Source organism: Halorubrum sp. SD612 (assembly GCF_002135005.1).
The window spans coordinates 1-12,233 of the sequence record NZ_NEWI01000089.1 but is presented as its reverse complement, the minus strand read 5'-3'; the positions used below and the strand labels follow the sequence as shown (position 1 = coordinate 12,233).

10 protein-coding genes and 1 pseudogene are annotated in these 12,233 nt (G+C 64.7%); 10 read left to right on the top strand and 1 reads right to left on the bottom strand.

Features of this window, described 5'->3' with window-relative positions; genetic code table 11:
• From B9G38_RS10850 to B9G38_RS10825, 8 genes are all read left to right on the top strand, one after another.
• Window positions 1-3,204 (top strand): ATPase, T2SS/T4P/T4SS family (locus B9G38_RS10850; RefSeq protein WP_233127194.1); only part of this gene is annotated, 3,204 nt, incomplete at its 5' end.
• A 27-nt stretch (window positions 3,205-3,231) separates the two neighbouring features.
• The gene (locus B9G38_RS10845) at window positions 3,232-5,268 is read left to right on the top strand and encodes a type II secretion system F family protein (RefSeq protein ID WP_086220380.1); all 2,037 of its coding nucleotides are present in this window, start codon (window positions 3,232-3,234) and stop codon (window positions 5,266-5,268) included.
• Complete coding sequence (locus tag B9G38_RS18065; protein ID WP_155120022.1) at window positions 5,258-5,419, top strand: hypothetical protein; 162 nt, start codon at window positions 5,258-5,260, stop codon at window positions 5,417-5,419. Before B9G38_RS10845 ends, B9G38_RS18065 begins: the two co-directional genes overlap by 11 nt.
• A gap of 642 nt (window positions 5,420-6,061) precedes the next feature.
• On the top strand, window positions 6,062-6,433 hold the full coding sequence (locus B9G38_RS17820; RefSeq protein WP_141212146.1) for a hypothetical protein: 372 nt from the start codon (window positions 6,062-6,064) through the stop codon (window positions 6,431-6,433).
• Window positions 6,427-7,053, top strand: a complete 627-nt coding sequence (locus B9G38_RS10840; protein WP_143415417.1) for a hypothetical protein — start codon at window positions 6,427-6,429, stop codon at window positions 7,051-7,053. Before B9G38_RS17820 ends, B9G38_RS10840 begins: the two co-directional genes overlap by 7 nt.
• On the top strand, window positions 7,050-7,973 hold the full coding sequence (locus B9G38_RS10835) for a hypothetical protein (protein ID WP_086216498.1): 924 nt from the start codon (window positions 7,050-7,052) through the stop codon (window positions 7,971-7,973). Before B9G38_RS10840 ends, B9G38_RS10835 begins: the two co-directional genes overlap by 4 nt.
• A 56-nt stretch (window positions 7,974-8,029) precedes the next feature.
• The gene (locus B9G38_RS10830; protein WP_198945676.1) at window positions 8,030-8,449 is read left to right on the top strand and encodes a hypothetical protein; all 420 of its coding nucleotides are present in this window, start codon (window positions 8,030-8,032) and stop codon (window positions 8,447-8,449) included.
• 2 nt (window positions 8,450-8,451) lie between these two features.
• Window positions 8,452-9,207: a hypothetical protein gene (locus B9G38_RS10825; protein ID WP_129452384.1), complete on the top strand. Its 756-nt coding sequence runs from the start codon at window positions 8,452-8,454 to the stop codon at window positions 9,205-9,207.
• A gap of 71 nt (window positions 9,208-9,278) precedes the next feature.
• On the opposite strand, the gene B9G38_RS10820 is transcribed toward B9G38_RS10825, so the two are convergent.
• The gene (locus tag B9G38_RS10820) at window positions 9,279-10,790 is read right to left on the bottom strand and encodes a hypothetical protein (RefSeq protein WP_143415415.1); all 1,512 of its coding nucleotides are present in this window, start codon (window positions 10,788-10,790) and stop codon (window positions 9,279-9,281) included.
• Window positions 10,791-11,124: 334 nt separating this feature from the next.
• On the opposite strand from B9G38_RS10820, the gene B9G38_RS10815 reads away from it, so the two are divergent.
• A complete protein-coding gene (locus B9G38_RS10815) occupies window positions 11,125-11,919 on the top strand; it encodes an alanyl-tRNA editing protein (protein ID WP_086220377.1) in 795 nt (264 codons plus the stop codon).
• A gap of 123 nt (window positions 11,920-12,042) precedes the next feature.
• Window positions 12,043-12,233 (top strand): annotated as a pseudogene (locus B9G38_RS10810) (transcription factor S); the annotation flags it as partial.

Here is a 12,233-nt window from a genome sequence, read left to right as displayed (position 1 = left end):
GCCGCCGTCGTGCCGACCGGAGAGCGGCCGGCAGCGCCGGCGGAGGCGGTCGAGTCCGCGGACGACGAGGCGGAACCGAACCGCGACGCGGCGGCGCCGGGGAACGACGACGCGCCCGCCGACTCCGAGGCGTCTGCGAGTTCCGACGGACCTGTCGAGGGGGCCGTCCCCGTCGACGCCGGTCCGGAGACGGTCTTCGACGACCCCGTCGGCCGGGGCGGCGTCCCCGGCGTCGTCGTCGCGGCCGGCGCTGACGCGGAACCGGTCCCGTCGCGCGCGCCGACCCCGGACGAGTGGGACCGGACCGACTTCGACCCCGCGACGCTCCTCGGGTTCGACCCGGGCGAGACGGACTACCGCGTCCGCGCCGCCGCCGCCGTCGGCGACGCCCTCTGGGACCTGTGCGCGGCCCGTTACGACCCCTACTCCGTCCCCGTGTTGAAAGGGTACTACACGTGGGACGACTACCGCGAGGAGTTCTTCCTCGACGAGGACGGGAACCCGCCGACCGAGGAGAACGAGGAGGGAGAGTCGGTGCCGCTGTCGTTCACCCACGAGGACAAGACGGAGGCGCTCGGCTTCGACCCGGACCGCACCGAAGAGCTGCTCGGCGCGGGCGGGACCGCCGCGGCCGACCTCGCCGACCTCGTCGACGAGCGGACCGTCGACGTCAACCCGGAGGTCGACGAGGACGCGTTCTTCTCGACCGACGAGGGCCGCACCACGCTGACGAACCGGTACGACCTGGAGAAGGCGGTGCCGATGCAGAAGAAGACGCACTTCCGCGAGGAGGAGCGCTACTGGGTGAACAAGCCGTACTCGTTCGTCATCGTCTTCCGCTCGCGGAAGGAGAACGAGGCGAAGTACTACGCCGTCCAGCCGTACCGGACGGAGATCGAGACGGACCTCACCGAGTTCCTCACCGGCAAGCTCCGGACCTCGATCAAGTACGCCGACGATTCGATCGCGGGCGGCGACGAGGCGTTCCGCGAGGAGGTGATAGTCGAGGAGACCCGGTCGTTGCTCGACCGCTACGGGCTCTACGAGGACGAGGGCGACGAGCGCGGCATCGCGGACACGCTGGTCGACCGGTTCGGCGTCGACCCCACGGAGGGGATCGCCGGCCGGATCGCGGAGTCGCTCGGGTACGAGCCACCGGTCGAGGAGGCGCCAGACCCGCCGAAGATCAGCGCCCGCCCGGAGCCCGCGGTGCTCGCGGAGGACTCCCGGACGCTCTCCGCCCACCAGGTCGAGAAGTTACTGTACTACCTCAAACGCGACTTCGTGGGCTACGAGCGGATCGACCCGATCAAGTACGACATCAACGTCGAGGACATCTCCTGTGACGGGTACGACTCCCCCGTCTTCGTCTACCACTCCGAGTACGAGCAGATCATCACCAACGTCCACCACGGCACCGACGAGCTGGACGACTTCGTCGTGAAGCTCGCGCAGCGCTCGGGGAAGGGGATCTCGAAGCGCCGGCCGCAGGTGGACGCCACGCTCCCGGACGGCTCGCGCGCCCAGCTCACGCTCGGGCGCGAGGTCTCGGACCACGGGACCAACTACACGATCCGCCAGTTCAACGACGTCCCCTTCACACCGATCGACCTGATCAACTGGAAGACGTTCTCGCTCGACGAGATGGCCTTTCTGTGGCTCTCGATCGAGAACCACAAGAGCCTGATCTTCGCGGGCGGCACCGCGTCCGGGAAGACGACGAGCCTGAACGCCGTCTCCCTCTTTATCCCCTCGAACGCGAAGATCGTCTCGATCGAGGACACCCGCGAGGTGGAGCTCCCGCAGCGCAACTGGATCGCCTCCGTCACGCGCCCCTCCTTCTCCGACGACGACAAGGGCGACATCGACGAGTTCGACCTCCTGGAGGCTGCGCTCCGCCAGCGCCCCGACTACATCGTGATGGGCGAGATCCGCGGCGAGGAGGGTCGCACCGCCTTCCAGGTGATGTCGACCGGCCACACCACCTACACCACGTTCCACGCCGACTCCGTCGGCGAGGTGCTCAAGCGGTTCACCACCGACCCGATCAACGTCTCGAAGACGATGTTCACGGCCCTCGATCTGGTCTCCATCCAGACCTCCACCCGCGTTCAGGGGAAGAAGGTGCGCCGGAACAAGTCGATCACCGAGATCAACCACTACGACGCCGAGAACGACGAGATCAACGTCCAAGACGTGTTCCAGTGGCAGGCGGAGACGGACGAGTTCCTCCAGATGGGCGACTCGAACACCCTCGAAGACATCATGTTCGACCGCGGGTGGAGCCGCGAGACGCTGAACGAGGAGCTCCGGAAGCGTCGCGTCGTCCTCGCGTACCTCATCGACCGCGGACTCAACAGCTACGCGCAGGTGGCCGCCACGTTCCAGGCGTTCATCAACGACCCGGAGACCGTGCTGGCGCTGATGGCCAACGACGAGCTGGAGCGGTCGCTGGAGGACCTCCGCGAGATGGAGTCGGTGCTGATCAACGTCGACCGCGAGAAGGAAGCGCTCGTCCCGCGGCCGACGCCGGACGCGGACGGCGAACGGGAGGCCGCGGAGATACTCGACGCCGCCGAGGACCTGTTCGAGACCTATCGGGGCGACGTGCCGGACTCCGTCGCGGACGCGCCCCTCGAGATGGACCACGCCCGCGACATCGAGGCAGAGTCGACGGGCGACCGCGAGGCGCTCGCCGAGGCGGCCACGGAGGCGACCGCGGCCGACGGAGCGCCGAGCGGCTCGGACTCGGGCCGAAGCGATCCCGTGGAGACGGACCCCGACCCCGCCGCCGACTCCTCGCCGGAGCCGCCTACCGACCCGAGTCACGCCGATTTCGAACGGACTCCAGAAGCGAGCGCCGCTCCCGCCGACGACGGCTCCGGCGCGCCGGGGGACATCGACTTCGGCGAGCCGTTCGATGACGGGGTCGACGTACTCTCGGCCCCGTCGGCGCGGTCCGAGGGGGACGCGTCGACCGACGTGGGCGAGGGGTTCAGCGCCGCCGACCCCGAAACGGACGAGACCGCCGACGCGGAGGCCGACGGCGGCGCGGTCGGTTCCGGCGGCGAGGCGGACTCCGATGACCGTGAGTCGGAGTCCGACGACGCGGAGAGCGCCTCGGCCGACGACGCCGACGGCGCGGCGACCGACGACATCGACGACTGGGGGTTCGGCGCCGTCGAGCCCGCGGAGGAGGGGTAGCGCCGTGTCCGTCGCGAGGGCCGAGCCGTGAGCCTCGACGTGGACGCGGGCGACGGCGGCGTGGACGCGAACGTGCTCGCAGAGCTGTGTTACCCGATATTCGAGCTGCTGTTCGACGCCGACGGCGACTTCGTCGCGGACGTGGAGCGCAAGCTGGCGGAGGCGCGGATGCCGGACCAGGTCGAGATGTACGTCTCGCTGGCGCTGGCCGTCGGCCTCCTCGTCGGCGGGGCGCTCTGGGCGCTCGGCACGCTGGTCGGCTACGGCGTGTTCTCGCTCGGGCTGATCGATCCGGAGGCGCTCTCGCTCGGGATCCCCGCGCCGACGCCGGGCGTTCAGGCGACGCTGCGCTCACTTGTCGTGCCGACGGCCGTGCTTCTCAGCGGGCTCGTCTTCGGCTCGATCGGCTTCGCGGTGGGATTCGGGGGACTCGTCGCGGTCCCGTACTCGCGGGCCTCCTCGCGGAAGCGCGAGATCAACCTCCTGCTCGCGGATTCGGTGTCGTTCATGTACGCGCTATCGGTCGGCGGGCTCAACCAGCTCGAGATCCTCCGCGCGATGGCGACCGCCGAGGACACCTACGGGGAGGTGTCCCGCGAGTTCCAGAGCATCGTCAACGAGACGGAGTACTTCGGGACCGACTACCGAAACGCGATCCGCCAGCAGTCGCTGGAGACCCCCTCCGACGAGCTCTCGCAGTTCCTCGCCGACATGCTCTCTATCGTCAACTCCGGCGGCGACATGGAGGGCTTCCTGAAGGACAAAAAGGAGAAACACCTCCGCACGTCGAAACAGGAGCGCGAGATGACCTTAGAGACACTGGAGCTGTTCGGCGAGATGTACATGACGCTCTCCCTGTTCCCGCTCCTCCTCATCATCATCCTCGTCATCATGGGGATGATGGGCGAGGCCGACGACCGGCTCCTGTACGTCACGGTGTACCTGCTCATCCCGCTCGTCGGCGTCGGCTTCCTCGTCTTGGTCTCGACGGTGAAACAGGACGACCCGGGCGACGGTTACCTCCAGCCCGACGGCGGGAGCGAGCGGCTCCGGCAGACGAGTCGGGAGGGGCTGCTCCACTTCGGGCTCGTGGAGTCGTTCGTCGGGAGTTTCGGGGTCTTCGACCGCATTCGCGACCGCGAGGGGACCCACAAGACGAGGGAGATCCTCTCGGCGCCGCACATCTTTCTGCGCGAGAACCCGCTGTACACCCTCGCGTTGACCGTGCCGGCGGCGCTCGCATTGGTCGGCGTCGCGGTCGCCGCCGGCTCGGCGCCGACGACGGTCGACGGTTGGATCGCCCGGCCGGTGTGGTCGGCGTTCGTCTGGCTCTACGTGCCCGCCTACGTCGTGATGATCCCGCTCGGGGTATTCTACGAGTGGCACCAGCGCTCGCGGCGGGCGGTGACCGGGAAGCTCTCGGAGACGCTCCGGAAGCTCTCTTCCGCGAACGACACCGGGCAGACGCTGCTCGAATCCGTGCGCACGGTCTCGGACACGTCGACCGGGAAGCTCGCGGAGGAGTTCGAGGTGATCCACGCGAAGGTGAACTACGGCATGAGCCTGCGCGACGCCTTAGTGGAGTTCAACAACTCGTACGCGGTGCCCCGGCTCGCCCGGACGGTGAAGCTGATCGCCGAGGCGCAGGAGGCCTCCTCGCAGATCACGGACGTGCTGACGACGGCCGCGCAGGCCTCGGAGAACCAGGACGACATCGAGCGCGAGCGCAAGTCGCGCACCCGGATGCAGGTGGCGATCATCGTGATGACGTACATCACCCTGCTCGGCGTGATGGCCATTCTCCAGACCCAGTTCATCGACGTGATGGGCGATCTGGTCTCCCAGAGCGACGGCGGCGGGAGCGCCGGCGGGGCGGGGTTCGGTGGCGGCGGCGGCGTCGACCCGGACGTGCTCTCGATGCTCTTCTTCCACGCGGTGACGATCCAGGCCATCCTCTCGGGGTTCATCAGCGGCTACATCCGCGACGCGGAGCTCGTCTCCGGCGTCAAGTACGCCGTGGTCCTGATGACGCTGGCGCTGGGGGTGTGGATCTATGTCGGGTGACCGCGCGCAGACGGTCCTCGACTTCGTCGTCGGGATGTCGGAGAACGAAGACGGCGCGGGGGGATCGGCCTCGAAGCGGCCGACCTCCTCAGCCATTTATACCATCTCCTTGGGCGAGTCGATCGTCATGCGGTACGACGCATCGGGATGAATCTGGAGACAACGGAGGAAAGCAAGTACGTAGTCAACGAATTGACCGCCACCATCCTGGGGAGGGGAGGGGGGTAGATTCGCCTCTATCGCCGGGAACTCTTCGAACAACCGACACAACCTCCTCGATGAAGCGGGAAATTTGGGTGGTAAGTGACAAGAGTCTCGCGCTTCAGCCCCTCTGAGTTAGTGCTCTACCTCGCTGCTGTATGGCAATTTAACACGCCTCCCGACGGGGTACCGACATTTACCGATGGGACGGTCACAACGGGAAATGCATCCTCTACTCGGGTCTCCACAAACTTCTCGCAGATGTGAGATCGCCCCGAGGGCGTTGTCTGTAATTTACTAGAATTAATAATTTAAACGCGGTTTTTATATATCGACTCCGTCCGAATACTAGCTAATGTCCTATCTCGTACAGAGCCACTCTCTCCGAGGTCGGTCCTCTGTCCGACCGAAATCGGATGTATAACACCAGCGACCATCCCGCGGAACGCACACACCCTCCGTAACGATCGTAAGGTAACTCGAAGTGACCCCACCTCGCAAATCGAAGCGACTCACGTCGGATAGTCGCGGCCAGACGCTCCAAGACTACGTCATCGGGGTGTCGATATTTCTCCTCACGACTGCGTTCGTCGTGGGATTCATCCCGACTCTCTTCACACCGTTTACGGCGCCTGTTGACGCTTCACAGACCGCACAGGCCGATAGGTACGCCGCCGAAGTCCTCGCGGAGATCACTCAACCAGACTCGAAGAACGTGCTCGACGGCGCTGGCACTGACTCGTTTTTCGCGAACGAGTCTAACTTAGACGGAATACCGACGGCCGAACAGAGTGAGGTGAACGTGACGCTCGTCGACGGAAACGGGACGGTCCAACATACAGTCGGTCCACCGTATCAGGGCGAGTCCACGGCCGCTGCGACACGCGTCGTCGTCCCGGAGTCGGGCTACGTAGGGAACCACACCTGTACGGCCACCTGTCGTATCGAGGTGCGACTATGGTAGCCGGTCCGCCGAAACGGCGACCGCCGTCCGACGCGGATCGCGGGCAAGCGTACACTCTCGAAGGCGTTATTTCCGCAGTCGTGATCCTCACGGCGCTACTGTTAGCGACGACTGCGGTGGTAATTACCCCCACAACGGCCGGAACGATCGATCGCGACACAATGGCACAGTTGGGGACGCAGACGGACGACGTTCTCGCGACCGCTCACGAGCGGGACGCGCTTCGTGAAGCCGCACTGTACTGGGACTCCCAAGACGGACAATCGGGGTGGCCGACCGCGTACCAGCCCGGCGATGACTGCCCCGACACGATAGCGGACGAGCCACTCACGCTGTGCCTTCTCCTCGAAGAGACGTTCACTTCCCGGTTCTATCGGTACAACGTCTATCTGGATTATCAGACGCAGGGGAAGACGACGGAGACGGAGCCGCTGTTCGTCCAAGGAACTCCCGGTCGAAACGCGGTCACCGCGACCCGTTCGATAGCGCTTCACGACGGGATGGAGTTGACACACAGTCCCGGCGGTACCCTCGGGGGGAACGTCTCGAAGTTCTACGCCGAGGACCTCGACGACCCGACCTTGGTAAACGTGGTCGAAGTTCGGGTGATCGTCTGGTGATCCCGAAACTCGACGACCGCGGTCAACTGATGCTCGTGGGGGCGGTCGTGATGGCAGCGAGCCTATTGGCACTCGTCGTCGTGCTGAACTCTACAATCTACACCCAAAACACCAATCCCGGAAATTCTCTCGGGGAGATGAACGAAGTAGAGCGACAGTTGGAAGTCGTTCGAACGGATGTCGACCGCCTCACCGACCGGCTTGAACAACGAGACGGCTACGTCGACATCCACGAGTTGAACGCGACGTTGACCGTTTACAGCGATCGGAAGGCGGAGCAGATCGTCGACCGGCGGCCGGCGTATCTTGATGTGACGTTGAACGAGAGCGCGTCCGAACTCGAAAGGGAGGTTCTTCGGCAGCGCAACCGCTCACGAGCCGTCCTCTCGCGGGCGAACCAAAGCCACTGGACCCTCGTGGAGGACGCGACGTTCAACGAATCCACCCCGTTCGAGCTCGTCATAGAACCGCGGAGCCCGACGCCGACGACGTTCATCGCCAGGGGTGAAGACGGCGGCGATTGGCGCCTCAACGTTAGCCAAGGCCCGTCGAATACCGTCAGCGTCGACGTCACGTACGACAACGGAACCACGGTCAGTGAGTCGGTCTCGGGGAACGCGACTCGGGTGAACGTCACTGGTGGAGCGATCAACGGGACCCAGCGCTTCGCGTTCGCTCCAGGACTGAACGCCCCGTACGACCTTCGCGTTGAAAACGGTCACCGGTCCGACGGTGCGTATCATCTCCTCGTCGACGAGGCCAGCGACGTCGATTCCGGGAACTTCCACACCGACCCGGGTGACGGTCAGCCGTACGTGAGCCGCGAGCTGTCGACTGCCGTCGTCGATGTCGAATACGTGAGCGACAAAGTGTCTGCGGAGTCGCAGATAACGGTTCGGATCGGTGGTGATTCGGAATGAAAGGCATCGGTGTAACAGACCGGCTTCGCGGCGACCGGCGGGGAGTTTCGGTCGCGTTGACACACGTTCTCACGATGGGGATTACCTCCGTGCTGATCGCCGGGCTTATGATCACTGCGGGCGGCGCGGTCGAGACGCAGCGTGAGCGGGCGGTAGAGGGCGAACTCACGACGATCGGAGAACGGATCGGGACCGAACTCACGGCACTGGACCGCGTCGCCGACCCGACGAACTCGACGATGACCGTCGAGACGTCACATCCCGAGCGGGTCGTGAACTCGCGCTACCGAGTGCGACTGACATCGAATTACGGAGACTGTCGGTCGGACGCCTGCCTCGTGCTCGAATCGCGGGCGATCGAAGCCCCGGTCGTGATCCCCGTCCGCGACGACATCGACACCGTCGAGTCGACCGCCTTCGGAGGGGAGATCAGACTCGTTCACAACGGGACCGCGGTCCGCGTGGAGCGTGTGTAGCCATGACTGCGAACGAGCGCGCCGTAAGCGATATGGTCGGATTCGTCCTCTCGTTTTCACTCATCCTACTCGCTGTCAGCGCCGTGTACACCGGCGGATTCGCCGCTATCACCGAACAACAACAGGAGGAACAGATACACAACACCGAGCGCGCGATGTCGGTGCTCGCGGAGAACTTTCACGACATCGAGCGGGGAAACGCCCCGACACGGGCGGGCGAGTTCCGACTCTCGGGAGGCACGCTATCGCTGGACCGTACCGCGAGGTTCACCGTGTCTGTTGGACTCGATAACGGGACGTTCGCGGAGACCGTCCGAACCGGGTCACTCTCGTACACGAAAGACGAGACCGAGATAAGCTACGAGAACGGGGCGGTCCTACGGACGAACGACGGCTACGGATTCGTGTCACGCCCACCGACCGTGACGTGTCGAGACGGGGAGGCGATCATCTCGTTGGTCGAGATCGATCCGCGCGGTAACGTCACATCGACGAGTGTGGACGGATCGGTACTGGTCACGGTCGCGAAGCAGGATTCCGGAATATACTATCCGAGGCGGGAAAACGGGACCGTCGTCAACGAGGCCGACGTGGCCCAAAACGTAACGATCCAGGTCGAGGAGTCACGCCACGAGAAAGCTTGGGAAGGGTGGTTCGCCGAACGCGAGGGATGGAACCAGACGGCGGCGGGCTACACGTGCGAGGCCGATACCGTATTCGTTCGGACGACCAAGGTGACGGTGGGGCTCTTGCCGTAACAGGCCCGTGACGGCAGGGCCCGGTCAAGTCCGAGACGAGCGGTTCGATTTCGATCGGCTGAGCGATTCACTCACTTGTCGGCGGTCTCGATGATGACCTCGTTCGTCGTCAGTCTGATCTCGAACCCGCCGGCGACCTCCTTGCCCTCCTGGTCCTCTATCTCCAAGAGTGCGATCGCGTCGTTGTAATTGGGATCGCCGATATCGTCTTTCGCGCTCTCCCACGTGGCGTCCGGGTCAGTGATCTCGAAGAGGAACACCACTTGGTTGTCCTCTAGCTGTAGGTGTCCCGTCTCGTTGAGCAGTGGGCCGAGAACTTCTTCGGCGTTGCGTTGCCGGTACCTCGTCTCTATCACCGGCATCTCGTCGCCGTTCTTGAGCACTCTGACGTTCTCCGGGTTCTCACCCGCCGACGCGTCCGTGCGGAGGTTCACCGAGCCGAGATCGTCGCAGTTGTAGTGATACCACGTCGTTCCGTCGTACGTGTCCGCCCCAGCGTAGTCGTAATCGGCACACGACCACTGCGTCGCTCGGATCGACACTGTCGCTCCCGCCTCGACTTCGAACTCGTGAGTCCACTCGGAGAGCTGGGTCTCTCGGTCGTTGAGGTTCTGTTCGGCGGTGACGGGGTCACCGGGATCGTACGGTCCGTCGGGCCACGGCCGCATCTGTTCGTCGTCGGTTACGACTCCCATCGTAACCGGGGCCCAGTATTTTCGCATACCGCCCCACCAGATGGGTGTCTGACTGGACACCTCCGTTCCCAGGACCGTCGTCGAGACAGTCGCGTTCTCCGAGACGCTGATTTCGCTTTCATTCCCCCCGACGCCGAAGTCCACGCCTTCGGAGATCGTTACCGTCACCGAGTCGTCGTCGGGATCGGCGTTGTCGAGGTCGTACGTCGAATTCGTCGAGACTTCACTTTCGAGGTATTCGCCCCACACGTCGGCGTAGCGGCTCTCGACGGTAACGGTCATTTGCGACGCGTTCGAACAGTTCGCCATCAGTTGAGAGTACTCGCGAGACCGTTCACGAGAGTATTCGAGGTTCTTGGTTGCCTGGAGCGTCTCCACCTGTCCGCCGGCGCTGCCGTTGATATTCACAGACGGAAACGTCAGCGTTCCGTCCTTGTACTCCATATCGGGGGGTGAGATCATCTCGTTGCCGCTCGGCGTCCCTTTCCAGATCCCACCGCCCTGATAGGTGACGGTCGAGTAACCGTCGCTCTCGTAGTGAAGCGATCCCATCGGAATCACGAACGGGGTACAGCTCGGGCCGCCGTCGAGTTCGATTACCATCTCCGCGTTGTCGGCGACGCGTACCGATTGCCCCTCGCTGGGGTCGAAAGCGAGCGTGTGTTCGAGGTTGTCGCTGAACGCGACCTCACTCAGCCGGGAGTCAATCTCCCGCATCGTCTGTTCCGCGTCTTGCCCCTGAATTTCGCCCCTGAGATCGCCCATCATGGCCGTTCCGAAGTAGAGAGTTACCGACGCTGCTACGACAATCATCCCGATCAACAGGACGAACCCGATGAGGGTCGACTGCCCCCGTTCCCGTCTTCGAGGTGTGGTGGGCGGTGTCATGGGTATTCTCGACGAAGCAGCATCAAGTGCCCCGGCAGGATGTTATGAAAACGTCGTCAATCTGAAATTGATAAGCTTTCGGTCAAAGTATTGCGTATGATAACTACTGGTGTGGATCAGGCCCCAGTACCCTGTGAAGGTCGAACTGGACTCTCCCATTTCAACCCCCCTTTATTTAGCGGCTCACCCCACTGCTGTCTGGCGATTCAACACGGCCGCTCAGAGACATGAGGGTGCCCAACTCTGCCGCCGCGGGATGGCTTTCCGGCCGGTGCGTTCCGAAGCGGCCACGGCGAGCCGTGGATATATTTCGGCGGCGACCTTTCCTGTATCCGTGACCAAGCGACTCTACCTCGCGGACGACGCGGTGACGACGTTCGAGGCGACCGTCGAGCGCGTCCTCTCGGACCCGGCCCGGATCGTCCTCGACCGGACCCACTTCTACCCGACCGGCGGCGGGCAACCGCATGACACCGGGACGATCCGGGCGACCGACGGCGACGGGGACGCTCCATGGCGCGTCGTCGACACCGAGATGGCGGACACGGTCCACCACGAGGTCGAACCGACCGGAGACGCTGGTAGTTCGGACGAGGCACCCGCGCTCCCGGAGCCGGGAACCGACGTAACCTGCGAGATCGACGCCGACCGCCGCGTGGCGCACTCGCGGTACCACACCGCACAGCACCTGCTGTCGGCGCTGCTGCTCGACGAGTTCGACGCGCAGACGACCGGGAACCAGCTGTACGCCGACCGGGCGCGTCTCGACGCGGCCTACGAGCGGTTCACCGACGACGACCTCGACCGGATCGAGGCGCGGCTCAACGAGCTCGTCGCCGACGCGCGACCGGTGTCGAGCTACATGATGGACCGCGAGACCGCGGAGGCGACGCTCGACACCGACCGGACGCGGATCGACCTCCTCCCCGACTCGATCGAGGAGCTCCGGATCGTCGAGATAGCTGGCGCGGACGAGGGCGACGAGCCGTACGACCGCACCGCCTGCGCGGGGACGCACGTCGCGAACACGTCCGACATCGGCGAGGTCGTCGTCACCGGTCGAGAGACGAAGGGGCCCGAGGAGGAGCGTGTCCGCTTCGCGCTCGCCGAACACGTCGACGTGGAATGACGGGGGAGACGCCGGCGGCCCGGTCGGCGTCCGCCCGCGACTCTTCCCGGCGCTCGCCAACGCCTCCACCCGGCGTCCGTCTGCGATCCCGCCGTTTATATACGATCCGCGGTAGGTTCGGGCATGAAGTTCTGCGACGAGTGCGGATCCATGATGAAATCCGGCGCGGGCGAGGACCACTGGGTGTGCGACTCCTGCGGGTACGAGATCGGGCGCGAGGACGGCGACGACGAGTGGACGACCCAGTCGCAGGTCGAGTCCGAGATCGTCGACGTGAGCGACGCCGAGGACAAGGGGCTCCCGACGACGACCGC

Excerpts from the sequence above, each read along its gene's own strand:
- B9G38_RS10840 (WP_143415417.1), top strand. The coding sequence starts at position 6,427 with ATGGTAGCCGGTCCGCCGAAACGGCGACCGCCGTCCGACGCGGATCGC.
- B9G38_RS10825 (WP_129452384.1), top strand. The coding sequence starts at position 8,452 with ATGACTGCGAACGAGCGCGCCGTAAGCGATATGGTCGGATTCGTCCTC.
- B9G38_RS18065 (WP_155120022.1), top strand. The coding sequence starts at position 5,258 with ATGTCGGGTGACCGCGCGCAGACGGTCCTCGACTTCGTCGTCGGGATG.
- B9G38_RS10820 (WP_143415415.1), bottom strand. The coding sequence starts at position 10,790 with ATGACACCGCCCACCACACCTCGAAGACGGGAACGGGGGCAGTCGACC.